The 25524-nt window shown below is 40.7% G+C and carries 26 protein-coding genes; 17 read left to right on the top strand and 9 right to left on the bottom strand.

Annotation, left to right across the window (positions count from 1 at the left end; all coding sequences use genetic code 11):
* Nucleotides 1-118 precede the first annotated feature (118 nt).
* From K8O68_RS20525 to K8O68_RS20505, 5 genes are all read left to right on the top strand, one after another.
* Nucleotides 119-1201 carry a mechanosensitive ion channel family protein gene (locus K8O68_RS20525; protein WP_230898607.1) on the top strand — a complete coding sequence of 361 codons (1083 nt, stop codon included), beginning with the start codon at nucleotides 119-121 and terminating at the stop codon, nucleotides 1199-1201.
* 155 nt (nucleotides 1202-1356) lie between these two features.
* Nucleotides 1357-1608 (top strand): glutaredoxin family protein, encoded by a 252-nt coding sequence (locus tag K8O68_RS20520; RefSeq protein ID WP_230898606.1) that lies wholly within the window; start codon nucleotides 1357-1359, stop codon nucleotides 1606-1608.
* 255 nt (nucleotides 1609-1863) lie between these two features.
* Nucleotides 1864-2580 carry a 2,3,4,5-tetrahydropyridine-2,6-dicarboxylate N-acetyltransferase gene (gene dapD, locus K8O68_RS20515; RefSeq protein WP_093055560.1) on the top strand — a complete coding sequence of 239 codons (717 nt, stop codon included), beginning with the start codon at nucleotides 1864-1866 and terminating at the stop codon, nucleotides 2578-2580.
* A gap of 2 nt (nucleotides 2581-2582) precedes the next feature.
* Complete coding sequence (locus tag K8O68_RS20510) at nucleotides 2583-3713, top strand: N-acetyldiaminopimelate deacetylase (protein WP_230898605.1); 1131 nt, start codon at nucleotides 2583-2585, stop codon at nucleotides 3711-3713.
* Between the two features lie 78 nt (nucleotides 3714-3791).
* Nucleotides 3792-4037: a YkuS family protein gene (locus K8O68_RS20505; protein WP_230898604.1), complete on the top strand. Its 246-nt coding sequence runs from the start codon at nucleotides 3792-3794 to the stop codon at nucleotides 4035-4037.
* Nucleotides 4038-4232: 195 nt separating this feature from the next.
* On the opposite strand, the gene K8O68_RS20500 is transcribed toward K8O68_RS20505, so the two are convergent.
* Nucleotides 4233-5078 carry a mechanosensitive ion channel family protein gene (locus tag K8O68_RS20500; RefSeq protein ID WP_230898603.1) on the bottom strand — a complete coding sequence of 282 codons (846 nt, stop codon included), beginning with the start codon at nucleotides 5076-5078 and terminating at the stop codon, nucleotides 4233-4235.
* 219 nt (nucleotides 5079-5297) lie between these two features.
* On the opposite strand from K8O68_RS20500, the gene K8O68_RS20495 reads away from it, so the two are divergent.
* Both K8O68_RS20495 and K8O68_RS20490 read left to right on the top strand, forming a co-directional pair.
* Nucleotides 5298-5849 (top strand): peroxiredoxin, encoded by a 552-nt coding sequence (locus K8O68_RS20495; RefSeq protein ID WP_230898602.1) that lies wholly within the window; start codon nucleotides 5298-5300, stop codon nucleotides 5847-5849.
* A 275-nt stretch (nucleotides 5850-6124) separates the two neighbouring features.
* Nucleotides 6125-6793, top strand: a complete 669-nt coding sequence (locus tag K8O68_RS20490) for a potassium channel family protein (RefSeq protein ID WP_230898601.1) — start codon at nucleotides 6125-6127, stop codon at nucleotides 6791-6793.
* A gap of 528 nt (nucleotides 6794-7321) precedes the next feature.
* Here K8O68_RS20490 and rnjA read toward each other — a convergent pair.
* From rnjA to K8O68_RS21535, 4 genes are all read right to left on the bottom strand, one after another.
* Nucleotides 7322-8986: a ribonuclease J1 gene (gene rnjA / locus K8O68_RS20485; RefSeq protein ID WP_230898600.1), complete on the bottom strand. Its 1665-nt coding sequence runs from the start codon at nucleotides 8984-8986 to the stop codon at nucleotides 7322-7324.
* A gap of 3 nt (nucleotides 8987-8989) precedes the next feature.
* Nucleotides 8990-9202: a DNA-dependent RNA polymerase subunit epsilon gene (locus tag K8O68_RS20480; RefSeq protein WP_230898599.1), complete on the bottom strand. Its 213-nt coding sequence runs from the start codon at nucleotides 9200-9202 to the stop codon at nucleotides 8990-8992.
* 449 nt (nucleotides 9203-9651) lie between these two features.
* Nucleotides 9652-10233, bottom strand: a complete 582-nt coding sequence (def, locus tag K8O68_RS20475; protein WP_230898598.1) for a peptide deformylase — start codon at nucleotides 10231-10233, stop codon at nucleotides 9652-9654.
* Nucleotides 10234-10351: 118 nt separating this feature from the next.
* Nucleotides 10352-10522 (bottom strand): YjcZ family sporulation protein, encoded by a 171-nt coding sequence (locus K8O68_RS21535; RefSeq protein ID WP_304619981.1) that lies wholly within the window; start codon nucleotides 10520-10522, stop codon nucleotides 10352-10354.
* A gap of 362 nt (nucleotides 10523-10884) precedes the next feature.
* Here K8O68_RS21535 and K8O68_RS20465 point away from each other — a divergent pair, with 362 nt between their 5' ends.
* The 5 genes from K8O68_RS20465 to lpdA all read left to right on the top strand — a co-directional run bounded on the left by K8O68_RS20465 (nucleotide 10885) and on the right by lpdA (nucleotide 16931).
* Nucleotides 10885-11532 (top strand): YkyA family protein, encoded by a 648-nt coding sequence (locus K8O68_RS20465; protein ID WP_230898597.1) that lies wholly within the window; start codon nucleotides 10885-10887, stop codon nucleotides 11530-11532.
* Nucleotides 11533-12074: 542 nt separating this feature from the next.
* Nucleotides 12075-13163, top strand: coding sequence for a pyruvate dehydrogenase (acetyl-transferring) E1 component subunit alpha (gene pdhA / locus K8O68_RS20460; protein ID WP_230898596.1), 1089 nt, complete (start codon nucleotides 12075-12077; stop codon nucleotides 13161-13163).
* 3 nt (nucleotides 13164-13166) lie between these two features.
* Nucleotides 13167-14144 (top strand): alpha-ketoacid dehydrogenase subunit beta, encoded by a 978-nt coding sequence (locus K8O68_RS20455; protein WP_093055582.1) that lies wholly within the window; start codon nucleotides 13167-13169, stop codon nucleotides 14142-14144.
* A gap of 84 nt (nucleotides 14145-14228) precedes the next feature.
* On the top strand, nucleotides 14229-15518 hold the full coding sequence (locus tag K8O68_RS20450) for a dihydrolipoamide acetyltransferase family protein (protein WP_230898595.1): 1290 nt from the start codon (nucleotides 14229-14231) through the stop codon (nucleotides 15516-15518).
* Nucleotides 15519-15521: 3 nt separating this feature from the next.
* Complete coding sequence (gene lpdA, locus K8O68_RS20445) at nucleotides 15522-16931, top strand: dihydrolipoyl dehydrogenase (protein ID WP_230898594.1); 1410 nt, start codon at nucleotides 15522-15524, stop codon at nucleotides 16929-16931.
* 72 nt (nucleotides 16932-17003) lie between these two features.
* Here lpdA and K8O68_RS20440 read toward each other — a convergent pair whose 3' ends face one another.
* Both K8O68_RS20440 and K8O68_RS20435 read right to left on the bottom strand, forming a co-directional pair.
* Nucleotides 17004-17393: a thioredoxin domain-containing protein gene (locus K8O68_RS20440; protein ID WP_230898593.1), complete on the bottom strand. Its 390-nt coding sequence runs from the start codon at nucleotides 17391-17393 to the stop codon at nucleotides 17004-17006.
* 423 nt (nucleotides 17394-17816) lie between these two features.
* Entirely contained in the window at nucleotides 17817-19343 is a 1527-nt protein-coding gene (locus tag K8O68_RS20435) for a glycine betaine uptake BCCT transporter (protein ID WP_230898592.1), read from the bottom strand.
* 272 nt (nucleotides 19344-19615) lie between these two features.
* On the opposite strand from K8O68_RS20435, the gene K8O68_RS20430 reads away from it, so the two are divergent.
* From K8O68_RS20430 to K8O68_RS20415, 4 genes are all read left to right on the top strand, one after another.
* Entirely contained in the window at nucleotides 19616-20551 is a 936-nt protein-coding gene (locus K8O68_RS20430; protein WP_230898591.1) for a polysaccharide deacetylase family protein, read from the top strand.
* Nucleotides 20552-20572: 21 nt separating this feature from the next.
* On the top strand, nucleotides 20573-21697 hold the full coding sequence (locus K8O68_RS20425; protein WP_230898590.1) for a peptidoglycan DD-metalloendopeptidase family protein: 1125 nt from the start codon (nucleotides 20573-20575) through the stop codon (nucleotides 21695-21697).
* Nucleotides 21698-21913: 216 nt separating this feature from the next.
* Nucleotides 21914-22348, top strand: a complete 435-nt coding sequence (locus K8O68_RS20420) for a hypothetical protein (RefSeq protein WP_230898589.1) — start codon at nucleotides 21914-21916, stop codon at nucleotides 22346-22348.
* Between the two features lie 69 nt (nucleotides 22349-22417).
* Nucleotides 22418-22714 (top strand): DUF3055 domain-containing protein, encoded by a 297-nt coding sequence (locus K8O68_RS20415; RefSeq protein WP_093055597.1) that lies wholly within the window; start codon nucleotides 22418-22420, stop codon nucleotides 22712-22714.
* Nucleotides 22715-22757: 43 nt separating this feature from the next.
* Here the strand turns inward: K8O68_RS20415 and K8O68_RS20410 are convergent, their stop codons facing one another.
* Nucleotides 22758-24236: an aminotransferase class I/II-fold pyridoxal phosphate-dependent enzyme gene (locus K8O68_RS20410; RefSeq protein WP_230898765.1), complete on the bottom strand. Its 1479-nt coding sequence runs from the start codon at nucleotides 24234-24236 to the stop codon at nucleotides 22758-22760.
* Between the two features lie 136 nt (nucleotides 24237-24372).
* Here K8O68_RS20410 and K8O68_RS20405 point away from each other — a divergent pair, with 136 nt between their 5' ends.
* On the top strand, nucleotides 24373-24648 hold the full coding sequence (locus K8O68_RS20405) for a UPF0223 family protein (protein WP_230898588.1): 276 nt from the start codon (nucleotides 24373-24375) through the stop codon (nucleotides 24646-24648).
* Between the two features lie 56 nt (nucleotides 24649-24704).
* Here the strand turns inward: K8O68_RS20405 and K8O68_RS20400 are convergent, their stop codons facing one another.
* A complete protein-coding gene (locus K8O68_RS20400) occupies nucleotides 24705-25349 on the bottom strand; it encodes a YktB family protein (RefSeq protein WP_230898587.1) in 645 nt (214 codons plus the stop codon).
* Nucleotides 25350-25524 lie beyond the last annotated feature (175 nt).

Here is a 25524-nt window from a genome sequence, read left to right as displayed (position 1 = left end):
AAAACTGACATGCTTATACTTAATAACTTAAGGGACTTCTATATACGTGCACATAGATAAAATAGATTAAGCCTGACTTTAACGCAGGCTTGAGACACTTATGAAGAAGGAGGTTGCTATGACAGATCATTGGATATATTCTTTTACGTGGCAAGAAGTGCTGCTTGCTGCAGGAATACTGATTTTATTTTTAGTGTTTAGAAAATTATTTACAATATATATTTTCAGACTTATTCTTACTTTATCACGAAAAGCGCCCACAGATTTAGTAACAAATATTTTACTGGCTTTTGAAAGGCCAGTCAGATCATTTTTCGTATTTATAGGTTTTTATCTCGCCTTGATATATTTGCCGTTTCCTGCTGAATTTGATGCCCTTTTTCTGAGGGTCTTCAGAACACTGGTTATTGTTCATATTGCCTGGGGGCTTTTTAATTTATCCGCCTCAACTTCTACTGTTTTTTCAAAAGTAGGCAGGAAATTAGATATCGAATTTGACCAGATTCTTCTTCCGTTTCTGTCTAAACTGGTTCGCTTTGCGCTAATTGCCATGGCCCTCAGCATTATAGCTGATGAGTGGGGCTATAATGTCAGCGGGTTTGTTGCAGGTCTCGGATTGGGCGGGCTTGCTTTCGCCCTGGCAGCACAGGACTCTATCGGTAATTTTTTTGGAGGAGTAATTATTATTACGGAAAAACCGTTCACCCTCGGTGACTGGATTCAAACGCCATCTGTAGAAGGTGTCGTAGAAGACATCTCATTCCGAAGTACGAAGATCAGGACATTTGCAGATTCAGTCATTGTCGTCCCTAATTCCACCTTAGCCAATGAACCAATAGAGAATTGGGCAAAAATGAAAAAAAGGCAAATTTCATACAGTTTAAATGTGGAATACGGCACGTCAAGAGACAAGCTGCGCATATGTGTGGAGAGAATTGATAAAATGCTCCGCAGCCGTAAAGATATCGATCAGGAACTGATTATTGTGAGGTTTAATGACTTTAATGAAAGCAGTCTTGGTATCTTCCTGTACTTATTTACTGTAACCACCCAGTGGGAAGAGTATATGAAGGTGAGGGAAGATGTTAACCTTGAGATTATGAAAATTTTAGAAGAAGAAGGTGTATCTGTCGCGTTTCCAAGCAGAAGCGTTTATATGGCAAATGATAAAGTCATCGAAGAACAAAAGGGTTCCCTGTAACAAGGGGATCCTTTTCTTAATTCTGAGAGAACAGGCTGGTGAAATGAATGCTGGAACGTAAGCAGGCGATAATAAAACATATGAGCAGCAGTTAATTTTTGTGTACAATCAAAGTGTCATGTGAATGGCAAAGATGATGTGAGGGGGAAAAAGATGTGGAAAGCAAAATAATTGTTTATACGAGTAATGGTTGTCCCTACTGTAAACAGGTGGGAGAGTTTTTAGAGGACAATCATGCGGAATTTGAAGAACGGAATATCTCAGAAAATAAAGAGTTTTTTCAGGAATGGAAGGCTATAAATGCCATGGGTACCCCTTTAACCTGTTTTGGGGAGATACAGGTGCTGGGATGTAATAAGAAAAAGTTGATGGAAATGATTAAAGTTCTAAAAAAGAAACAAATCTAACTGCCATTGTCATCCATAAACAAAGGAGGGGAAGGAGCATGGGGAAGCTTCCTTCTCCTTTAGAAAAAATATCTCTATATTAGAGAGGTTGCTTTTTTAATTTTCGATTACCCAGTCAGTTGATAACCGGATGGCAGATAGCTAAAGTAACCTGTAATGAACCATAAGGATTAATTGATGCTCATGGATTGCATTTTTTTTTGGAAATGACTATGATGTAAAGGAGTTCGACATAAGTTAAGGAGGAGATTTTTTATGAAACAAATGGATGCTAATGAAATTATTAACTTTATCTCTAATAGCGAGAAATCAACACCAGTAAAAGTACATATTAAGGGGAACCTTGACGGCATTAATTTTGGTGAAAATACCAAATCGTTTATTCAGGGCGAGACTGGTGTACTTTTCGGGGAATGGAAAGATGTTCAGAAAGCTATAAAAGAAAACGAAGAAAAGATAGAGGATTTTGTGGTAGAAAATGACCGCAGAAATTCTGCGATTCCTTTGCTCGATATGAAGAACATCCACGCGCGAATTGAGCCGGGCGCGTTTATCCGTGAACAGGTGGAAATCGGCGATTCAGCTGTTATTATGATGGGGGCTTCCATTAATATCGGTTCAGTAGTCGGTGAAGGCACTATGATTGATATGAATGCCGTTCTCGGCGGAAGAGCAACTGTTGGGAAGAATTGCCACATCGGTGCTGGAGCAGTACTCGCAGGGGTTATAGAGCCGCCATCTGCTAAGCCTGTCATTATTGAAGACGGAGTCGTTGTAGGTGCCAATGCTGTTATTCTTGAAGGCGTAACAGTCGGTGAAGGGTCAGTTGTTGCGGCTGGGGCGATTGTAACAGAGGATGTCCCTAAGAATACGGTAGTTGCCGGAACTCCTGCTAAAGTAATCAAAGAAATTGACGATCAGACAAAAGGAAAAACTGAGATCAAACAAGAGCTGAGAAAGTTAAGTGAGTGATAATGATGGAACATGAATTCCAAGAGCGCCTGGCGGCAAGACGCCGGGCGCTTCATCAAATTCCCGAGGCGGGATTTAAAGAGACGAAAACGCAGGCATATATTCTGGAAACGGTGGCAGCTTGTCCACAGGATTTTTTACATTATAAAACATGGAAGACGGGGGTCCTCATTTTTATTGAAGGAAGTAACCCGGCTAAAACTGTAGGGTACCGGGCAGATATGGACGGTCTTCCCATTAGTGAAGAAACCGGCTTGCCATTTTCTTCACATCATGAAGGAATGATGCATGCCTGTGGCCATGACTTTCATATGACTATTGGCCTGGCTGTTGTCGAATATTTTTCGGAACATCAGCCTTTGCATAATCTACTTTTTGTCTTTCAGCCGGCCGAAGAAGGTCCGGGTGGTGCAGCACCTCTTTTAGCTTCAGAAGAGTTCCGGGCGTGGAAACCGGATGAAATGTATGCTCTTCATATCGCCCCTGAACTTTCAGTAGGTACAATTGCCACTAAGCCCGGTATATTGTTTGCGAATACGAGTGAATTGTTTATCGACTTTAAAGGGAAAGGCGGTCATGCTGCCTACCCCCATACTGCTGAAGATATGGTTGTGACTGCCAGCCATTTCGTTACTCAGCTTCAAACTATAGTAGCCAGAAATGTATCCCCGCTCGACTCTGCGGTCGTGACCATAGGGAAGATTGAAGGCGGCACAAAACAGAACATAATCGCTGAACAGGCGCGGATTGAAGGCACCATCCGCAGTTTGTCTATTGAATCTATGAACAGGATCAAGGCCCGTATTGAAGGGATGGCGCGCGGAACGGAAGAAAGTTTTAACTGTGAAGTCAGTATTGATTACGGGTCGAATTACTGCCAGGTTTACAACAATGAGGATCTGACAGAGGCATTTATTCAATTTGCCGATTCCTTTGAAGATGTTACGTTCCGTCTCTGTGATAAAGCGATGACTGGGGAAGATTTTGGTTACTTCCTTGAAGAAATACCAGGTGTCATGTTCTGGCTGGGGGTAGAGAGTGATTACGGACTTCATTCCTCAAAGCTGAACCCCGATGAAAATGCTCTCTCAGTTGCTGTAAATTATCTGACTGAGTTTATAAAGTCAAGGTAAAACGTCGTTTTTCACGCCTCTGAATAAGTTGATGAACCAAGGTCATACTAATCAGAAATGACTAAGGAGGCGTTACGTATGGCAAGGGTAGGAGTAGAACCTTCATTAACAGACGTGGAACAAGCTCTGCAGGCTTGCGGTTATGAAGTGGTGTCTTTGCAAAATGAGGAAGATGCGGCTGGGTGTGACTGTTGTGTCGTGTCAGGCCAGCAGCAGAATATTATGGGAATCCAGGAGACATCCACGCAGGCATCTGTCATTTCTGCGCAGGGATTAACAGCGGATGAGGTGTGTGAGCGCGTCGATCAGTCAGTAAAACACTAGCTAAATAACCTGGAAGAAGCTGTCCTGAAAGTATTACTTTGGGGGCAGCTCTTTTTATGTTTTGCTGTATTACATTATTCGGCGCCACTCATGTGGAATAAGCCGGCAGCGCTGGGGGAAGTGGTATTAAAAGCCCCTCAAATCATCTGAATTGAGGGGGCGGAAATTTTGTTTGGTGTGCGATTACCATTTTTATTATCCTGCTGAAGATTCTTTTGTAAGGTTTACCTGATGAGGATATGGAATTTCTATGTTGTTTGCATCAAGTGCTTCTTTCATAGCTTTACGCAGTTTTCTTTCCACGCCCCACTGTTCCATATTAGCAGTCTGGGCAATAACGCGGATCACTACATCACTGTCTCCAAAGTTCTGTACGCCTATAACGTGGGGGCCTTCTTTAATAACGTCATCTTCACGAGCTGCATCATCACATGCTTTCTGAAGGACAGCTATGGCTTCATCAATATTATCTTCGTAACTGATACTAATATCAACGAGTGCTCTCATATTGGATCGGGAATGGTTGCTCAAGCTGCCTATTTCCCTGTTTGGAATAAAATGCACTGTTCCATCAAATCCACGAATAACAGTAGTTCTTAGTCCAACTTCTTCAACTACCCCGTCTATCCCTGCTACAGTTATATATTCATCTACCTCTATCTGCCTCTCCAGCAGAATGAAAAAGCCTGTTACTACATCACTAACCAGACCCTGGGCCCCGAAGCCTATGGCCAGTCCTACAATACCCGCTCCTGCAATTAGGGCGGTTACATCATATTCAAATATCCCTACTATTATTGTAATCAGGATAAACAGCAGGACATAAGAAAAAATATTAAGCGATAACTTTTCCAGAGTTTTGACACGTCCGTGTGAGATGTTTCTCTGGTCACTCATTTTAGAAAAGCTTTTAGAGATAAAACTCCTGCCAACTGCCCTTATAATAAAAAATATAATAAGAATAGCTATTAACTGCAGGGCCACAGTCAAGGCTTTCGTACCAATTTCCGTCCAATTGACGGAATCAATCCATGCTTGCATATTAAAGCTCCTTTCTCTATATGTAAATACGTATGTTTGAGTTTACCACAAGCTGTAGAGCTTCTAAACCAAAAGGGTTTTACAAATAAAAAATAAGGGCATGATAGGAATGGATCAGGCAGGAGAGGACCATCCTGGTTGACGGTATGGAATGAGTATCATATAATAATCACTGTTGTAAAAGTTAAAAAGCACATTAATTGTTGGAGGGGTTCAGACATGTCAGAAAAGCGTATGGTAGCTAAACAAGCTCCCAGATTTGAAATGGATGCTGTAATGGCTGATAAGGAATTTGGAAAAGTAAGCCTGGAAGAAAATATGAAGCAGGATAAGTGGACTGTTCTTTTCTTCTACCCAATGGATTTCACATTTGTATGCCCGACTGAAATTACTTCTTTAAGCGACCGTTATGATGAGTTCGAAGATTTAGATGCAGAAGTGATCGGTGTATCAACTGACACTATCCACACTCACCTGGCATGGATTAATACTGACCGTGATGATAACGGTCTTGGAAAACTTGACTATCCTTTAGCTGCGGATACTAACCACGAAGTATCCCGTGAATATGGTGTTCTTATTGAAGAAGAGGGAGTTGCACTCCGTGGACTGTTTATTATCAGCCCTGAAGGAGAGCTAATGTACTCTGTTGTAAACCACAACAATATTGGCCGTGATGTAGACGAAACTCTTCGCGTGCTTCAGGCGCTTCAAACCGGGGGACTATGCCCGGCTAACTGGAAGCCTGGACAAGATACTCTTAAAGTATAATAAAATTAGGACGCAGACTGGAGTAAACCAGTTAATTAAGAATGGCTCTCACCACTGAGAGCCATTCTTTTATGTTTCTATTTGCTGGTCTGAATGTCAACCTGCAGAATTCCGTATAATTCACACTCATTTCCACTCCAATTCAAGAGATAAGCCTTGTTATCATGCGGCAGCCAGCATTAGGCTTTAAGCTCTGTTGACATATAAACCATTGATACGGGGAGTTATTATTTGTATGATAAAGAAAGCTATAAAATAAATACCGGGGGATCAAAATGAAAAAACAGTTTGCGGTTATCGGCCTTGGACGCTTTGGAGGAAGCATATGCAAGTCTCTAAGTGAACAGGGAATGGAAGTGCTTGCAATTGATACGAATGAAGATAAAGTAAACGAATATGCCTCCATTGCGACGCACGCAGTGGTTGCTGATACGACCGATGAAAACACTCTTAAGAGTCTTGGAATAAGGAACTTCGACCATGTGATTGTGGCGATTGGAGATAATATTCAATCAAGCATTCTGACGACTCTTATGCTTGTTGAACTAGGAGTGAAACACATTACGGTAAAGGCTCAGAATGATTATCATGAAAAAGTACTGAATAAAATAGGCGCCCATAAAGTGGTCCATCCAGAACGGGACATGGGAGTCAGAATCGCCCATAATATTATTTCAAAGAATGTCCTGGATTATCTGGAACTTTCCGATGAATACAGCATTGTGGAATTAATAGCTGGAAAAACGGTCCATAGCCAGTCCCTGATTGATCTGGATATACGGGCGAAATATGGGTGTAACGTTATGGCAATTAAAAGAGGGGAAGAGATCAATGTCTCTCCTGCAGCGACAGAATACTTAATGAGTGGCGATATTATAATTGTCATTGGAGCAGATAAAGACATTAACCGGATGGAACATGATTTATTTGATGATGAGGACTAGCAATAATTGACTTGAAAGGTGGCCTGTTACGGCCGTCTTTTTTGTTTGAAGAGGAAGTTTAAGACAATTGGGTTGGTTGCTCAAAAGGAAACCAGCTTACGCTCTGGAGCCTCACCCGGCATAAACAGCTTTATTTAATCGGCCGGTTCACTTCCTGCGAAGTCTTACACCACAGGCATAAGCGCAACATCGTCGCAGGGATTTCGGCTAAACCTTCACGTCCTGTGAAAACGCCGAAGTCACCACATCCGTGTGGAAGTTCGCTGTGTTTTTTTACCCGAGGACTGCGTTTATCCTCTCGGTGTCCTCGCCTTCGTTCACGGCAGAAGATGTTTCATGTATTAATCACGGGGGAGCCGCCTCCAACTGATCTTCTGTTTCAGCTGCCAAACTATTATAAAAAAACCTTTCCAATCTAATAAATAACAGTGGCTCTCACCATCGGTGAGAGCCACTGATTTTAACTGGTGTTCCAGTCTGCAGATTCTCCGCGGTTACAAAATGTTATCCTAACCGGTAAGTTCTTTATTATACTTCCATGATTATAGGTAAAATCATAGGCTTTCTTTTCGTTTTTTCATATAAAAACGGCCCTAGAGTATCGGTCACTTCGTTTTTAATTTCAGACCATTGGGTGGTTTTATTGTCCATTAAGTTATTTAGATGGACAGCCAGCTTCTTTTGGGCTTCGTTGATCAGGTCCCCGGATTCCCTCATATAAACAAATCCGCGGGAAATAATATCCGGACCTGAAGCGACTTTAAATTCTTTCATGTTAAGGCTGACTACGACTACAACGAGTCCTTCTTCAGACAAAATCCGGCGGTCTCGCAGCACGATATTCCCGATGTCGCCAATGCCGTTCCCGTCAACGTAAATTGAACCTGATGGAATTTTACCGGCACGGACAGCTTCATTTTTATCTAATGCAAGGACGTCCCCAATATCCATGACAAAAGAATTTTCTTCCGGAACCCCGCAATCCTTAGCCAGCTCTGTATGCATTTTGAGCATGCGGTATTCACCGTGAATTGGCATGAAGTATTTAGGTTTCATAAGACGGAGCATAAGTTTTTGTTCTTCCTGGCCGCCGTGTCCTGACGTGTGGATATCGTTTAATGAACCGTGAATGACCTCTGCTCCTGCGCGGAACAGCTGGTTAATAATTTTGCTGACACTCAATGTATTGCCTGGAATAGGTGAAGAGGAGAAAACGACTGTATCTCCAGGAATAATCTGTATCTGCCTGTGGGTTCCGTGGGCAATACGCGATAGAGCAGCCATCGGTTCTCCCTGGCTTCCTGTACATAAAATCAGTACTTGGTCAGCAGGTATTTTATTTAATTGAGAAGACTCAATAAAGGTACTTTCCGGAGCTTTAATATAGCCCAGCTCACGGCCTATGCGGATAGCTGATTCCATACTTCTTCCAAATACTGCAACTTTACGGCGATATTTTACGGCTGCTTCTACTGCCTGCTGGAGGCGGTAAATGTTAGAAGCAAAAGTCGCAAATATAATACGCCCGTCCACTTTTCGGAAAATAGAATCGATGCTTTCTCCTACTTTACGTTCAGACATCGTGAAGCCCGGTACTTCACTGTTCGTACTGTCAGATAATAAACAGAGGACACCTTCTTCGCCAATCTTTGCCATTTTAGATAAATTAGCCGGCTCACCAACAGGGGTGAAATCGAATTTAAAATCGCCCGTTTGTACAATATTGCCGGAAGGAGTTTTAACTACCACTCCAAAAGAATCCGGAATACTGTGAGTCGTTCTGAAGAAAGAAACCGACGTTTTCTGAAATTTAATTACATCGTCCTCTGCTATATCATGAAGTTCGGCGTTACGTAGAAGTCCATGTTCTTCAAGTTTATTTCTGATTAATGCAAGGGCAAGTTTGCCGCCGTAAATTGGTACATTAATTTCCCTTAACAGGTAAGGGACCCCTCCAATATGGTCTTCATGCCCGTGAGTAATAAACAGACCTTTAATCTTGTCTGCATTTTTTACTAAATACGTATAATCGGGGATAACGTAGTCAATCCCTAACAATTCATCTTCAGGAAATTTAATACCGGAATCGATGATAATAATTTCGTCCTGAAACTGAATGCCATACATATTTTTTCCGATTTCGCCCAGACCCCCGAAGGCGAATATAGCTGCTTGATGATTTTTTGCTTTCATTAGTTATGCCTGCTCCAGCTGGAAGTCTTCATTATTTTCTTTTTCATACTGCAGAGCATCTTCGGACAAAGGGGTCACAAATTCAATGTTATACCGTCGGTCTGCAAGTTTTTTTCTTATTTCTTCTTCTGTGGATGCTTCCATATACAATACGTTCGTACGTTCTCTAACTGGCACTTCGTCCAGTGTGTCCTGGTAAAAGACTTTAAATACCATGTGATAATCCTCTCCTTGAGTAGTTATAAATTTTATAATTATAGGACTCTTTTGGCGTTCCGGGCGTGCACCTTAAGATCAATAATCCTATGAAAATAAGCGTTAAAAAGTTCATTTCCCTGTACAGTTATATTAACATAAAGTTTCATCCTTCTTTCACCTTGTGCTAAGAAAGAAGGATGAGTGGATTAGACATATAATTGTTTAGGGAGTAAATTCCGGTACCTTTTTAATAAACGTTCTCTCCACCTTTTCAACATTTTAAACCCTCCTTCCATTCAATTCAAGACTCTTGTTTGTGAGAAGAGGCAATAAAGGGATATTTTTCTAGAAAAAATAAACAGCACCAGCGTGTACCAGTTTGTTTTACGTAGTTAATTATTTTTAATATGAGTAGAAAAAGGAAAGAAGTTGCGAGGAGATATTTACCATTTGAAAACCCCTCTTAATTATAAGAGGGGGCCGTCATCGTTCTTGACTTTTATTACTTCGCCGGGAGGCAGAGGTTTTTTGTAAGGGTCATCGCCTTCAATCCGATCGTAGAACATAATACCGTTTAAATGGTCGAGTTCGTGCTGAAAAACAATGGCTAAGTAACCTCTTAACCGTTTAACAACTTTATTTCCGTCTGCATCGTACGCTTCAATTTTTATTCTCGCATAGCGGGGAACAATACCTTCGACGTTCCTGTCTACTGATAAACACCCTTCACCGCTATCAAGATAAGTGGTTTCAGCGGAGTGGCTGATAATTTTAGGATTAAAGAATGCATATTCAATAATTTCATCGTTTTGATCTGTTGTACGCATAACAAGCATACGTTTACTGACATTTATCTGGGGCGCTGCTAGGCCAACACCAGGGCGAAGGCTGTATTTTTCGGCAGTTTCAGGATCCTGGCTATGTACAAGAAACTGCATCATATCATTTAAAGTTTTCTGGTCTTCCTGACTTGGAGGAAGATCAACAGGTTCAGCTGCTTTTCTTAAGGTGGGGTGCCCCTCACGAATAATATCATCCATTGTTAACATAAGGTATCTCCTTTCATCATCATGCAATATTAAATATACCTTTCTCTTTATCATAAACAGTTTTTTAATTAATGAAAAGAGGAGACAGCTTTTTAGCTGCTCCCCTTTAAAGGTTTGCCTAGCAGTAGTACTTTGATGCGCCTACAATAATAAGAAGAATAAACAGAACTACTATTAAGGCAAATCCTTTACCTGGCCCTGTTCCAACTCCGGCTACTTGTGTAGGATAACCGTATCCGTGATGATGTCCATATCCGCAAGGGTCATCGCAAAAACCATGTCCGTACATAAAAATGCCTCCTTTTTAATTACCGCTTCCTTCAGGCGGAGTACTTTCATGGTATGCAGCCTAATAAATCCGGAATAGATAAACACCTATTTTTTATCATTTTTTTTAAAAAATAAACCCGCACTTGCTAATTTAAGCATTGGCAGCTCATTTTTTAAGACATAAAAAAGTAAGAAGGACGTACAAAGGTGAGCACAAATAAAAACATAAAAAAACAAAAAAATAGGTATTGATATTATTTTCATAAATGAAATATGGTAGTTGTTAAATGTAAAAGAAGAAAAATATTCTTGTAATGATTAGTAAAATAAGGTAGTTTGTTATTGGGAGCAATATAGTGAATTGTTTAGGAGGGTTCATATTTGAAAAAAATAATAACATTATTAGGAGCATCAGCAGCAATAATTTTTACAAGCGGCTGCTTTGGTGACGATCCGGTTGAACAAATGTACGAAAAATTTGAGGAGTCTGTTGAAATAGAAAATCAAATAGAGGATAAACAAGACCCCCTCGTAGATGCCGAACAAACAGAAATGAATCTCTATGACGAAATGCTTACTCTGTCATCCGTAGAAGATATTGAACCGCTGGCAAATGAAGCGATTGAGTCGGCCGAAGAACGAAGGACATTAATGGAAGAAGAAGAGACTCTTATTGAAGAATCATTCAGCATATTCCAGGAAGCAGAAGAGCATCTTGAGGATATTGATGAGGAAGAAGTCAGGACAGCAGGAGAGAACGTTGTTCAGACAATGCATGAACGTTATGAGGTTTATCAGGAATTATTCAATACTTATATGACGTCTATCGATGAAGACATTGCCCTTTATGAAATGATTAAAGATGAAAATGCAGAAGCTGAAGAGCTGCAGGAGCAGCACGAAACAGTTAATGATATTTATGGAGAAATTTCGAGTCTGAATGAGGAGTTTAACCAGTTAACAAACGAATACAATGAGGCAAAAATGGAATTTTATCAAGCTGCTGATTTAAATGTGGCTGATGAGTAAATCTTTCAAGAAGAGGGCAGCCGTCCTCTTCTTTTTTTGATCATAGGCTGAAAGCATGAGTAAAAGGAACTGTTTTTTATAATTTTATGCTGTAAATTGCCAGTGCCCCCAAAAAACATCCTTTAAATAAGCTTCACGACAAAAAACTCACGTTCACACATCGGTCATAAAGTATAACAGGCTTAAATATTACCTGTAACAGTTTGTTAAATACTTGTGAAGTCGTTAACAACATTAGAAATGTGGAAAACGTTTAAAACAAGAGTAAAAGCGTTGACGAATGATAAAGGTATCGTGTAAACTAAATAACGTGATTAGAGGTTGTATTACTATTTATTTCAAATAACTATTACAGTCCGGCTGAAAATCTAAATTTTTTATGATTATGAGTTCGACAAAAGGGAATACAACCTGTATGGATTGCATTGATCGTGTCGAATCACATGTAATAAGATAACTTTGGGTACTTTATTAGTAGTGATTCTGACGTATAAAAGCTAATTTGAGAAGGCGATTTAAGAAAGGATGAGGTGACAGTATTCATGGAAAAAACTAAAGAATTGCAACAGGTTGAAGAGCAGTTCCAGACTTTCCAGATTCTCGATGAAGAAGGAAAAGTAGTAAACGAAGAAGCTATGCCGGAGCTTTCTGATGACGAATTAAAAGAATTGATGACGCGGATGGTTTACACACGTATTTGGGATCAAAGAGCTATTTCCCTTAACCGTCAGGGACGTCTTGGTTTCTATGCACCGGTAGCAGGGCAGGAAGCATCAATGATCGGTTCCCAGTATGCCCTTGAAAAGCAGGACTGGATTCTGCCGGGTTACCGTGATATTCCTCAAATACATTATCATGGCGTTCCGCTGGATCAGGCCTTTTTATGGTCTAGAGGACACTTCAAAGGCGGGCAAATGCCGGAAGGTGTACGGGTAATGATGCCGCAGATTATTATCGGCGCGCAAATTACACAGACAGCTGGTGTGGCAATGGGCCTTAAAAAGAATAAAGAAGATGCTGTGGCGATCACTTATACTGGTGATGGCGGTGCATCCCAAGGGGACTTTTACGAAGGTATGAACTTTGCGGGGGCTTTTAACAGTCCGGCGATTTTCGTAGTGCAAAACAACCGGTTTGCCATTTCAGTTCCAGTAGAACAGCAGTCTGCAGCTAAAACAATAGCACAAAAAGCAGTTGCTGCAGGAATTCACGGTGTACAAGTTGACGGAATGGATCTGCTTGCGGTCTACGCTGTGACTAAAGAGGCTCGTCAGAGAGGCCTTGATGGTAACGGCCCGACACTTATCGAAACGTTAACTTACCGTTATGGTCCTCATACTATGGCAGGTGACGATCCGACACGTTACCGTACCTCTGAGGAAGACGATGAGTGGGAAAAGAAAGATCCTCTTGTCCGTTTCCGGAAATTCCTTGAAGACAAAAATCTGTGGTCTGAAGAAGATGAAGACAAAGTCGTAGAACAGGCCAAAGAAGATATTAAAGCTGCAATTAAGAAAGCTGACAGCGTACCTAAACAAAAAGTTACCGACCTGATCGAAATTATGGGAGAAGAGCTTCCAGTTAATCTGCAGGAGCAAATGGAAGAGTATAAAGAAAAGGAGTCGAAGTAAGTTATGGCGCAAATGACAATGATTCAGGCAATAACTGATGCAATGCGAAATGAGTTGAAGAATGACGAAAAAGTGCTTGTATTCGGGGAAGACGTAGGTCTTAACGGCGGGGTATTCCGTGCGACTGAAGGCCTTCAGAAGGAATTCGGCGAAGAACGTGTTTTCGACACACCTTTAGCAGAATCAGGCATCGGCGGTTTATCGGCTGGATTAAGTGTAACAGGCTTCAGATCGGTAATGGAAATTCAATTTTTCGGATTTGTGTTTGAAACATTTGATGCGATCGCAGCTCAGATGGCCCGTATGCGTTACCGTTCAGGCGGAACATACCACGCTCCTGTGACAATTCGTTCACCTTTTGGCGGCGGTGTTAAAACGCCGGAACTTCACGCTGACAGCCTTGAAGGTCTGATGGCTCAATCACCGGGTATTAAAGTTGTTATCCCTTCAACTCCATATGATGCAAAAGGACTTTTAATCTCTGCTATCCGAGACAATGATCCTGTAGTATTCCTCGAGCACATGAAGCTTTACCGTTCGTTCCGTGAGGAAGTGCCGGAAGAAGAATATACTCTTCCTCTTGGAAAAGCAGACGTAAAGCGTGAAGGCTCTGATATTACAATTGTGACTTATGGTGCGATGGTTCACACTTCCCTTAAAGCTGCAGATGAACTTGAAAAAGACGGAATCTCAGCGGAAGTTATCGACTTACGTACGGTGAGCCCTATTGACATTGACACTATTATTGAGTCAGTAGAGAAAACCAACCGTGCAATTGTAGTACAGGAAGCTCAAAAACAAGCAGGTGTGGCTGCTAGTGTAGTAGCTGAAATTAACGACCGTGCGATCCTGAGTCTTGAAGCACCTGTTTTACGAGTGACTGCTCCAGATACTGTCTTCCCGTTTGCTACAGCTGAAGATATCTGGCTCCCAAGCTCTAAAGATGTCGTATCAAGAGCAAAAGAAGTTATTAACTTTTAATAACTGAAATTAAACATCAAGGAGGAGATCATTTTATTTCCTCCTTCTTCTCTATAATTAAGACAAAGAACTGGAGGCGTTATAATGGCATATGAATTTAAACTTCCTGATATTGGTGAAGGAATTCATGAAGGTGAAATTGTAAAATGGGAAGTCAAAGAAGGCGATGAAGTCAAAGAAGACGACGTCTTATGTGAAGTTCAGAACGATAAAGCAGTCGTTGAAATTCCTTCCCCTGTAGAGGGTACGGTACAAAAGCTGCACGTTGACGAAGGAGTAGTAACTGAAGTAGGAACAGTTATTATTACGTTTGAGACAGATGCTGAACAGCCGGAAGATGCTCATGGCGGAGGAGAAGAAGAGAAAGAGGAAGAGAAAGCTTCTGAAGAACCAAAAGAAGAAAAGAGTGAATCAGCTCCTGCTTCAGAAGAGGAAGAAGTTGATGAAACTGCACGTGTGATTGCGATGCCTTCTGTACGTAAATATGCACGTGAAAAAGACGTAAACATCCGTAAAGTAAAAGGTTCAGGCAAAAATGGCCGTGTCATGAAAGAAGATATTGATGCTTACTTATCTGGCGACCAGCAGCCAGCTGAAGCTGCCGAGCAGACAGAAGCTCCTGAAGCTCAAGAGGAAGCACAATCTGTTCCATCTTATCAACCGGCTAATGAAGAGCTTGAAACGCGTGAGAAAATGTCAGGAATACGTAAAGCTATTTCTAAGGCTATGGTTAATTCCAAACGTACAGCCCCGCATGTGACACTTATGGACGAAATCGATGTGACTGACCTTGTAGCGCACCGTAAACAGTTCAAACCGGTAGCAGAAGAAAAAGGCATCAAATTGACTTTCTTACCGTATGTGGTTAAAGCCTTAACTTCAGCAATCCGTGAATATCCAATCTTAAACACTTCTCTTGATGATTCAACTGAAGAGATTGTTCATAAGCACTACTACAATATCGGAATTGCGGCTGACACTGAAAAAGGATTAATGGTTCCTGTTGTAAAAGATACTGATCGTAAATCAATTTTCACTATTTCTGATGAAATTAACGGTCTGGCAGGTAAAGCGCGCGAAGGCACTCTATCTGCAGCAGAAATGAAAGGCGCTTCTACAACGATTACAAATATCGGTTCTGCAGGCGGCCAATGGTTTACTCCTGTTATTAATCACCCTGAAGTTGCCATTCTTGGACTTGGCCGGATTCAGGAAAAAGCAATTGTCCGTGACGGTGAAGTGACAGTTGCACCAGTATTAGCCTTGTCATTAAGCTTCGATCATCGTATTATTGATGGTGCAACAGCACAATATGCGTTGAACCATATCAAACGTTTATTAAATGATCCGCAATTACTTGTAATGGAGGGATAATTTATGGTAGTAGGAGATTTTCCAGAAGAAGTAGATACGCTCGTCATCGGTTCTGGCCCGGGAGGGTATGTAGCAGCTATCCGTGCCGCGCAATTAGGCCAGAAAGTAACGATCGTAGAAAAAGAAAATATGGGAGGCGTATGTCTTAACGTCGGCTGTATCCCGTCAAAAGCACTTATCGAAGCTGGACACCGTTACCATGATGCAGGAAATTCAGATGACATGGGGATTTCTGTAGGGGAAGTAAATCTGGACTTCTCTAAAGTGCAAAAATGGAAACAATCAGTTGTTGAGAAACTGACAGGTGGAGTAGAAGGTCTTTTAAAAGGCAATGAGGTTGACATTGTTCGAGGAGAAGCTTATTTCGTTGATGACTCTACAGTAAGAATCATGGATGAAAAAACGTCCCAGACGTATAAATTCAAAAACTGTATTGTAGCCACAGGCTCATCTCCAGTTGAACTCCCTAAATTTAAATGGAGTGAAAAAGTCGTTTCTTCAACGGGCGCTCTCGCTTTAAAAGAGGTTCCTGAAAAGATGGTTGTTATCGGCGGAGGCTATATCGGTGTTGAGCTGGGTTCAGCATATGCCAACCTTGGCGCTGAAGTGACTATTCTTGAAGGTACTAAACAGATTCTTCCTGGTTTTGAAAAGCAAATGAGCCAGCTGGTATCACGCCGATTAAAGAAAGCTGGAGTTACAATTAAAACTGAAGCTTTTGCTCAAGAAATGGAAGAAACTGATAATGGTGTAAAGGTGAAAGCTGAAGTTAAAGGCAAAGAGGAAGAATTTGAAGGCAATGTTCTTCTTGTGACTGTTGGTCGCCGTCCAAATACAGACGAGCTGGGACTTGAGCAGGCAGGCGTTGAGCTTGATGATAAAGGATTTGTAAAAATTGATAAACAGTGCCGCACGTCCTCATCCAATATTTACGCGATTGGTGATATAGTGGCAGGTCCTGCACTAGCCCATAAAGCGTCCTACGAGGCAAAAGTAGCCGCCGAAGCCATCTCAGGAGAAGCTGCTGAAATTGATTATACGGCTATTCCGGAAGTAGTGTTCTCCGGTCCTGAATTGGCAAGCGTCGGTTTAACTGAAAAAGAAGCGAAAGAAGAAGGCTATGATGTGGTAGCTTCTAAGTTCCCGTTCCAGGCGAATGGACGAGCGCTGTCGCTAAATGAGTCAGAAGGATTTATGAAAATGGTAACAAGAAAAGAAGACGGGCTAGTCCTTGGCGTACAAATTGCGGGGCATAACGCGTCTGATATGATTTCTGAAGCGTGTGTCGCTATCGAAGCAGGTATGACTGCAGAAGATTTGGCTTTAACCATTCACGCTCACCCATCATTGGGAGAAATCACAATGGAAACAGCCGAAGTAGCATTAGGAATGCCTGTTCACATTGTAAAATAATTACTGTTATTTATAGGAAAACCCCGTAAACCAATTTTGTTTACGGGGTTTTTGTATGAAATGATGACCGATTTAATCATCTAGTAATGTATATTTTAATTCGTTTAGTATTGAGGAAAATTCATTTGCGCCTTCTATTCTCAATTTAACTTCAAGATCCTCTATAAGCAAAAGTGTAGGAAAAGTATCTATACCGTAATAATTGACTAAGGAATGGTCACTTTCAGACACAATGTGCGTACTGTTAAGTCTATCAGGATACTTCTTCTGGAGAATACGAAGGGCATCATAGTAATCGTGCTCTTCCTGGATATCTGTATTGTTAGAAAATAATAATGTTTCTGGCACCTTATTATCCTGGGACTCCTCAAGAAACGAGTAATCGGCACTAATATTATCTGACTGACAGCTCGACATATATAAACAGGAAGTCATTAAAATAATCACACACAAACGATTCATATGGGTCACTCCCTTACTAAATACTTACACCTATGAAACAATTTTGATGTTATCACGATTAGCTCAACATTTGTTTAAAGTAACCAAACTGTTATATAAATGAAAACTGATGATAATCACCAGTAAAAAATCTTGGGTCATAACTATAAACAGTAAGAAAAGCCCTCTAGTAAGGAATCCAGCGAACTTCCATTCACATGTGGGGACTTCGGCGGTCTCACAGCACGTGAAAAGGGTATCCAAAGATTCTAAAACTCATGTTGCACTTATGCTCCCAGGGGTAAGCTTCACCGGGAGTGAACCGGCAAATTAAGCAAAGCTTCAGTCTCTCTTTAAATTATTCATTAATCTCAGGTGTATTAGGTAATTCCCCCGTAATAGCAAAAGCGGAGCCCGTACGATACGGGGCTCCGCTTTGTGATATTAACTATTTTTACTCTTTCCTGGTTTCTTTTTTTCAGGTAAAGTCTCCTGCTTTAGTGACTTCATTAAACTTATAATCATAAAGATCATAATTATTACAAATGGAAAAGCAGCAATAATGGCTGCCGTCTGCAGTGCAGCCAGACCTCCTGAGTAAAGGAGAACGGCTGCTGTTGCTGACTGGATAAGCCCCCAGATAAGCTTTACATTGTTTGGAGGGTTCAGGCTGCCGTTTGTTGTCTGCATTCCTAAAACAAAAGTTGCTGAGTCTGCGGAAGTGATGAAGAAAGAAGCTATGAGGAAAATAGCTACAATCGCCATTATCCAGCCGAAATTGAACTGCTGTAATACAAAGAACAAGGCAGATTCCTCACCGGCATTTGTCATGACATCCATGACACTGACTCCTGCAATTGTTTCCAAATGAATAGCTGTTCCTCCAAAAACTGAGAACCAGAGCGCTCCAAATACAGAAGGTACCGCAATTACTCCGATAATAAATTCACGGATCGTCCGTCCCCGGGAAACACGGGCAATAAATGTCCCTACAAATGGAGCCCAGGCGATCCACCAGGCCCAGTAAAAGATTGTCCAGCCTTCTACCCAAGTTGATTCCAAATTAAACGTATCGAGCTGGAAGCTCATCGATACAAGGTTTTGTAAATAATTTCCGAAAGTCTGCGTAAAAGAGTTCATAATAAAGTTTGTAGGTCCTGAGAATAAAAGAAACAGCATTAAAATACCTGCTAAGTAAATATTTGTTTTACTTAAAATGCGGATCCCTACGTTTAATCCTGTCTGCGACGACAGCATGTAAAGGAAAGTCACGACAATAATAATCATTAACTGAAGAAAAAACGTATTGTTTAAGCCTAACACATCGGATAACCCGCCGCCAATCTGGGCAGTACCAAACCCAAGGGAGGTAGCCACACCGAAGACAGTAGCAAAAACAACGATCACATTAATAGTCGTTCCAATTCCGCCATTAACACGGTCGCCAAGCAGTGGTTCAAATGCCGCACTCACCACGCCGGGAGTCCCTTTTCTGAATTTAAAGTAAGCTAAAGTTAAAGCGACAATTGAGTAAATTGCCCAAGGATGAATGCCCCAGTGGAAGAAGGAATATCTTAAAGCAGCACCTGCTGCGTCAATAGAGCCTCCTTCTACATTAGCGGCTGGCGAGGGATCAAATAAATGGTAAACCGGTTCGGCCACTCCCCAGAAAACGAGCCCGATCCCCATCCCGGCTGTAAATAGGAAAGAGAACCATGTTAAGTAATTATATTCAGGTTCCTCATCATCTTTCCCAAGCTTAATTCTTCCGTAAGGGCTGAAGATTAAAAAGATAGCAAATGCAACAAAACCTGTGGCTGCCAATAAATAAAACCAGCCAAACTGGTCAGTAATGAATCCCTGGATAGATCCTGTTATAAATTCCAGGTTTTCCGGCGCAAAAAAGCCCCAGATAATAAATGCCAAAGCAATAAAAAATGAAATAGTAAATACTGGTGTTAATTTCTTCACCTTATCCTCCACCTTCCGTTTAATTTAAAAGCCGTTAATTTTCAAAGTCTATTGGGATGTACTGAATAAATAAACAACAGAGTATATTCTACTTAAATTTATACAAAGGTCAAGTGTGAGGCAGTAATACCAACTTTACTTTTCCCGAAAAATGTCGAATATAAACGACATAATTGTAAGTGTGTAATATTATGGCGGAAGAAGGTTCCATTAAAAGTTATAATATGGTAAGATTTTATAGTTGCAAGTAAGGTAATGGAAGAGGGGATACAATGAAAAAAGCAAAATATATAAGTGTTTGGATAGTCACAGCAGGATTGCTCGTCGCCTGCGGTGATAACAATGAGCAGGCTATCAATGAAAATGAAAATGCTAATATAAATTCCCCTGGGGAAGAGAATTTGAATAATCAAAATACAGGGACAGCAAACAGTGAAGAAAATAATAATTCAAACGAGTTAAATGAAAATACCGATAATAACCAAAATGAAACAAATGAAAATATTAATGAACAGGACAATGAAAATATTAATGAACAGGACAATGAACTAAACGACGAGAATGTAAATAATGAAGAAGACAAGGAACCTCTTTATCAAATTGAAAACAATGTGACAGTCAGACCGATTGATGAGGCACCTGAGGAGGTCGTTCTTTTAACGATTGATGACGCACCGGATAATTACGGTGTGGAGATGGCAGAGATCCTGCACGACATGGATGCAGGCGCTATATTTTTTGTGAACGGCCATTTTCTTCAAAATGAAGAAGGGGAACAGCAGTTAAAGGATATTTATGAACTGGGTTTTGAAATTGGCAACCACACGATGACCCATCAAAATCTATCAGACCTCTCAGAAGAAGAGCAGTATGAAGAAATAGTCCAGCTTAATGATTTGGTTGAAGACATTATTGGGGAAAGGCCCCGGTTTTTCAGAGCACCTTTTGGAGTCAACACGGATTACTCTAAACAGCTGATGGAAGAAGAAGAGATGCAGTGGATGAACTGGTCTTACGGATACGATTATTTTGAAGAATATATGGAAGCTGAAGCTTTGGAAGAAATAATGGTTGAAACTGAACATTTGGGCAATGGAGCCAACTTGTTAATGCATGACAGGGAATTTACGAAAGACGCTTTAAGAGGAATCGTAGAAGGTTTAAGAGATAAAGGTTACGAGATCGTTGATCCTGATAAGATTAAATAATACAGCAAGGAAGGTTTGTGAATGAAAAAAGCAAGTCTGATTATAGTATTAGGTCTGTTATTAACTGCCTGCCAGAATGAGGAATCAAGCGCAAAAGATCAAGGTCACGCGGTTGAAAGGGAAACTGACCTGCAGGAAGAAAAAAATACTGGAAATGATAACGAGCACTTTAAAGAGTGGACGGAATTAAACACCCTGGCTGTTGATGGGTACGAGGGTGTGTATATATCAGTCTCTGAATTGGCTGATGAACTGGGTGGACATTATGAATACGATCCAGTTAATAAGGATTTACTGTTAGAGATAGCTGACAGACAGTATTATTTAGTCTATGGTGTGCCGGTGATTGAAATAAATGGTGAATATTTCCCAGCTGAGAAGCCGCCTTTTGTTGAAAACGAAAAGAGAGAACCTTATCTAAGTATTGAATTTATTGAAGAAGGACTTGAAACAGACTATACACACAATAAAGAAGAAAATAATATAGCTATAAACTGGGACGGTCGAGTGGTCGAGGCATGGCGTCCTGCCGGAGAAAATGACGTTGAAATTCATTCTTACTCGGTGGAAGAGATGATTGACTTCCTGGCTTTTCTTCAGTCTCCGATAGAAGGGGCCTCTGTAAGCACTGTAGAGAGTCACCTTCCAGGTGCTCCGAGGGAGTATCGTAACGGCACCCATGAAGGTATTGACTGGTACGGATATGCCTCGGGGACTGAAATAACGACTGAAACGCCTGTTTATGGAATGGCAGAAGGAAAAGTTGTACGAGTCGACAGTGATTTTGAGGATTATAACTCACATGTGGAGAGAAATATCGACCTGAAAATTGCTGCAAAAGAAGGGTTTACTCCGCAATATATACTTGACCGGCTGAGGGGCATGCAGGTTTGGGTTCAATACGATAATGGAGTAATGATCCGTTTTGCTCACCTTGACTCTATACCTGAAGAGGTGGAAGCGGGGCAGATGATTGATAATGAAACAATTATTGGATATGTAGGTAACACTGGAACCAGCGGAGCAATGAATCAGGATGGAAGCGGCTTACATTTGCATAAAGATCTGTTAGTAAATGGAGAACTCTTTTGGGAACCTTTCACACTAGAGGAAACAGCTTACATTATTGAGGAATTATGGCATTAAAATTAAATTCCTGTTCATGGAATAAACGTAGAAGTTTTGTACTTCTACGTTTATTTTAATTTACTTTCCAAATACTCATTTTTAATATTATACAGGCTTTTCTTAAGGTTTTAGACAAATGACGACAGAGTTTTCATCCCTTATATGATAAAATTACCGTCATATCAATTAAAATTAAGGCATAAAAAACCTTTTGTATATGGCGGTGGATAAATTATGAAAAAATCAGATTTCCTGGATGGGTTAAGGCTGGAAATCGGGCTTGCCTACGACTATGCGGAAAACAGAGATGATTTTATGGTTCGTGTATTAAAGACGATTCATGCTATCAACAAGAAAAAAGTAATTTTAACGATTCATTCTTATAACGAGGGAGAATATACTTTATCGTATGCACTAGGCATGAAAGGGCTCTCTAAAGAGGAAGAGGAACTTGGGCAGGGGTTTTTATTTATAAACCGGCTTAAAGCGGTGACCTATGTAAGAAAAAACAGGGACCATGTGTTATTTTTACCCTTGTACGAGGAAGGTGAAGTGGCGTATGTTATCACGATAAAGTTACTGGGGATTGATTATGAATTTACAAAGCAGGACATGATTTTTGCTGATGAACTCATTCATTTCATTGAATCTAAGCGGTCTTCGTTTTAAAAAAACAAAAAGATTGCCAAATTGACAGAATTTTTGTATAATTAAATAATTAAAGGAGGGATTGTACTGATGGAACTATACGAGCGGCTTTATGACGAAACGGAGAGAGTGAATGTTCAGTTTGTAGGTATGACCACTGAGCAGTCAAGGTACGATTTCGGCATTGTTTATACGAGCTTGTTTTTTGGTAAGCCCCTCATTACGTGTATGCAGTCAGGAAGATCCTTGCTTTTGTGCCGGGAAGATGTGGAAGATGTCGATTATCTTAAGAAAGCTTTTAAGGTAAAAAGTGACAGGGAAGCAGAAGCTTTATCTGAGTTTTTTAAAGCAGCCCTTCCTGCGACCACGATGGAAACTCAATATTAAAGGAGAAGCGTTCAGCCGAATCAGCTGAACGCTTTTACTTTTTCTAAATTATAGGTTTTCTTTCACGTATGACACGGATGAAAGTTAATGTAGGATCTTCCGGGCCTTGCACAGGGAGACCTGATTCCATATTTTTATAAATATAATCTATATTGTCCTGTTCAATGATTTCACCAGGAATAAAAATAGGAATGCCGGGTGGATAAATCATAATAAATTCCGCACTGATTCTTCCCGCAGATTCATTGAGCTTTACAATTTCTGTCTCAGAATAGAAAGCATCCCGGGGAGATAAAGAAAGAGTTGGAATTTGAGGGACTTGAACCCGCACACTTTCTGAATGATTTTTACCAGGCTCATAATATTCAGATGAAAGCTTCTCGAGCCCCCCAATTAAATAATCTATCGTGTGAGTGTTGTCACCGCTTGTTATAATACATAAAATATTGTATAAGTCCGAGAGTTCCACCTCGATATTTTCATGTTCGCGTAACCAGGTTTCTACTTCATAACCAGTAACATTCAACTCTTTAATAGAAATAATAAGTTTCGTCGGGTCCAGGTCAAACACTGCGTTATTGTCAAGGATTTCTTTACCTGGGCAACTTATACCAGGAATGTCATTTATTTTTCTTCTGGCTGATTCAGCTAATCCGATAATCCTGTCTGTTAATTTCGATCCTTCCGTTGCGAGATACCGTCTGGCTGTATCCAGGGAAGCGAGAAGGATATAGGATGTAGAAGTGGTTGTCAGCATACTTATAATGCTTTGAACCCGCCGTGCTGAAATTCTTTCTCCCTGAATGTTAAGTACAGAACTTTGTGTAAGAGAGCCCCCCAGTTTGTGGACACTGGTGGCTGCCATATCGGCTCCGGCTTGCATAGCTGAGACTGGAAGTTTGTCATTAAAATGAATATGCACACCGTGTGCTTCATCTACTAACACCGGTATATCGTATGAATGGGTAAGCCGGACGATTTTTTCCAGATTGGCAGAGATCCCGAAGTAAGTCGGGTTTATGACTAAGAGTCCTTTTGCATCTGGATGGGAGCTTAAGGCTTTTTCAACTGATCTAACAGTTATTCCATGAGAAATTCCCAGCGTGTCATCTATTTCAGGATGAATGAATATAGGCGTAGCGCCTGAAAAAATAATGGCAGACATAATAGATTTATGCACATTCCTCGGTACGATTATTTTTTCTCCCGGACCGCAGACAGTCATAATCATAGTCATGATTGCCCCGCTTGTTCCCTGAACAGAAAAAAAAGTATGATCAGCCCCGAATGCTTCTGCCGCCAGATTTTGAGCGTCTTTTATAATTCCGTGCGGGTGATGTAAGTCATCTAAGGGCTGTATGTTAATTAAATCTATAGACAGAGCGTTAGGTCCAATGAACTCTCTGAAATCGGGATCCATGCCGTTTCCGTGTTTATGCCCTGGAATATGAAACTGGTAGGGCGAGTGATTAATATGGTTAAGAAGCCCTTCATACAAAGGGGTTTTCTGCTGACGTTCCAAGTAGGACAAAGTAATTCACCTCAAAGTTAATTATATATAAGACAGTGGACTGCATTTTGCTTTTTTGTTTAAACAAAATGTAGTATAACAGAATGAGTTATAATTTGGAATGAATTTATGAGAAAGGGTGTTTAGAATGCCAAACGAAGTGAATATTCCGATTTCTATGGATTGGTCTAGAGACGAAGTGGTTAATGTGGTGAACTTTTATGAAGCAATTGACCATGCATATCGAAAAGGGGTAGACAGAGACACATTGTTAACTCTCTATAACCAATTCAAAAAAATTGTACCATCCAAATCAGAGGAAAAGCAGCAATTTAAAGAGTATGAAAGCCAAACCCAGCAATCCCCTTACCACGTTGTTAAAGCAGCCAGGGAATCATCACATTTAAAAATTATAAGAATGTAACGATAAAAAGGGCTCTAATGGCACTCGTGCCACAGGCCCTTTTGTTTGTTTCAACTTTAAGCATGCTGGACGTATATACGCATAGAAGTTTCGTAAAGGGGTAAGAGGGTATCAAACACTTCTTCTGCTTTCTTTAAAAATGCTTGTCCATCCTTAACGCTGTCATCCTCCGGTGTCAACTGAATACCGCAGAGCAATTCTGCTTTTTTGACAGTAGAAAGACGTTCAAACATGTTATTAAGCTGTTCTTTAGAGATACTGTTATGCTGCATTGCTTCCGGTTTAGTATGATCGACTGACCAGTAAAAAGAATCAGGTATCTGTTTGTCAATGGCAGAGATTTGTTCTTTAAGAGCGTGCCCCAGTTCTTCTTTTACTGGTGATTCATAAATTACAGCAAACCAGATAAAAACATGGGACCCAAACAGGCCGATTTGGAAATGGGGAAGCTTTTTATACCCTCGCTTATTATTAGCAAACGCCACCCATGTATCGTCCGGGGGATTAACTTTTCTGCGGGCATGTTTTGCGACATGGAAAAACATTTCTTCATTCGTCTTCTCAGTGAGTACAGAAGAGAAGTGTCTGCCGAGTTCTTCCAGTTTAGGACGAACGTTCTGCTTAATAGCTTCCATCCTTTCGTCAAGACCTTCAACTGCAAAAACATCAAAATCCTGGGAAGTAAACCCTTTAAAACTCATGAGTAACTTACTCCTTTCTTGAGTGCCTCGGAAAGCTTTAATGGTAATGAAACATTTAAAAGTNATCAAAATCCTGGGAAGTAAACCCTTTAAAACTCATGAGTAACTTACTCCTTTCTTGAGTGCCTCGGAAAGCTTTAATGGTAATGAAACATTTAAAAGTAACTATAATTAA

It is taken from the genome of Salipaludibacillus sp. CUR1, assembly GCF_021028955.1.
In the GTDB taxonomy this organism is placed as follows: domain Bacteria; phylum Bacillota; class Bacilli; order Bacillales; family Salisediminibacteriaceae; genus Salipaludibacillus.
Note: the sequence above shows the minus strand (reverse complement) of the source record. Positions and strands in the feature narration are given on the sequence as shown.

Bases quoted from the DNA above. Each gene is read 5' to 3' on its own strand.
- K8O68_RS20405 (WP_230898588.1), top strand. From the start codon at position 24,373: ATGCCAAACGAAGTGAATATTCCGATTTCTATGGATTGGTCTAGAGAC.
- K8O68_RS20400 (WP_230898587.1), bottom strand. From the start codon at position 25,349: ATGAGTTTTAAAGGGTTTACTTCCCAGGATTTTGATGTTTTTGCAGTT.
- K8O68_RS20495 (WP_230898602.1), top strand. From the start codon at position 5,298: ATGTCAGAAAAGCGTATGGTAGCTAAACAAGCTCCCAGATTTGAAATG.
- K8O68_RS20510 (WP_230898605.1), top strand. From the start codon at position 2,583: ATGATGGAACATGAATTCCAAGAGCGCCTGGCGGCAAGACGCCGGGCG.
- K8O68_RS20450 (WP_230898595.1), top strand. From the start codon at position 14,229: ATGGCATATGAATTTAAACTTCCTGATATTGGTGAAGGAATTCATGAA.
- K8O68_RS20415 (WP_093055597.1), top strand. From the start codon at position 22,418: ATGGAACTATACGAGCGGCTTTATGACGAAACGGAGAGAGTGAATGTT.
- K8O68_RS20425 (WP_230898590.1), top strand. From the start codon at position 20,573: ATGAAAAAAGCAAGTCTGATTATAGTATTAGGTCTGTTATTAACTGCC.
- K8O68_RS20455 (WP_093055582.1), top strand. From the start codon at position 13,167: ATGGCGCAAATGACAATGATTCAGGCAATAACTGATGCAATGCGAAAT.
- K8O68_RS20440 (WP_230898593.1), bottom strand. From the start codon at position 17,393: ATGAATCGTTTGTGTGTGATTATTTTAATGACTTCCTGTTTATATATG.
- K8O68_RS20480 (WP_230898599.1), bottom strand. From the start codon at position 9,202: ATGGTATTTAAAGTCTTTTACCAGGACACACTGGACGAAGTGCCAGTT.
- def (WP_230898598.1), bottom strand. From the start codon at position 10,233: ATGTTAACAATGGATGATATTATTCGTGAGGGGCACCCCACCTTAAGA.
- K8O68_RS20525 (WP_230898607.1), top strand. From the start codon at position 119: ATGACAGATCATTGGATATATTCTTTTACGTGGCAAGAAGTGCTGCTT.
- rnjA (WP_230898600.1), bottom strand. From the start codon at position 8,986: ATGAAAGCAAAAAATCATCAAGCAGCTATATTCGCCTTCGGGGGTCTG.
- K8O68_RS20500 (WP_230898603.1), bottom strand. From the start codon at position 5,078: ATGCAAGCATGGATTGATTCCGTCAATTGGACGGAAATTGGTACGAAA.
- lpdA (WP_230898594.1), top strand. From the start codon at position 15,522: ATGGTAGTAGGAGATTTTCCAGAAGAAGTAGATACGCTCGTCATCGGT.
- K8O68_RS20505 (WP_230898604.1), top strand. From the start codon at position 3,792: ATGGCAAGGGTAGGAGTAGAACCTTCATTAACAGACGTGGAACAAGCT.
- K8O68_RS21535 (WP_304619981.1), bottom strand. From the start codon at position 10,522: ATGTACGGACATGGTTTTTGCGATGACCCTTGCGGATATGGACATCAT.
- K8O68_RS20430 (WP_230898591.1), top strand. From the start codon at position 19,616: ATGAAAAAAGCAAAATATATAAGTGTTTGGATAGTCACAGCAGGATTG.
- dapD (WP_093055560.1), top strand. From the start codon at position 1,864: ATGAAACAAATGGATGCTAATGAAATTATTAACTTTATCTCTAATAGC.
- K8O68_RS20490 (WP_230898601.1), top strand. From the start codon at position 6,125: ATGAAAAAACAGTTTGCGGTTATCGGCCTTGGACGCTTTGGAGGAAGC.
- pdhA (WP_230898596.1), top strand. From the start codon at position 12,075: ATGGAAAAAACTAAAGAATTGCAACAGGTTGAAGAGCAGTTCCAGACT.
- K8O68_RS20420 (WP_230898589.1), top strand. From the start codon at position 21,914: ATGAAAAAATCAGATTTCCTGGATGGGTTAAGGCTGGAAATCGGGCTT.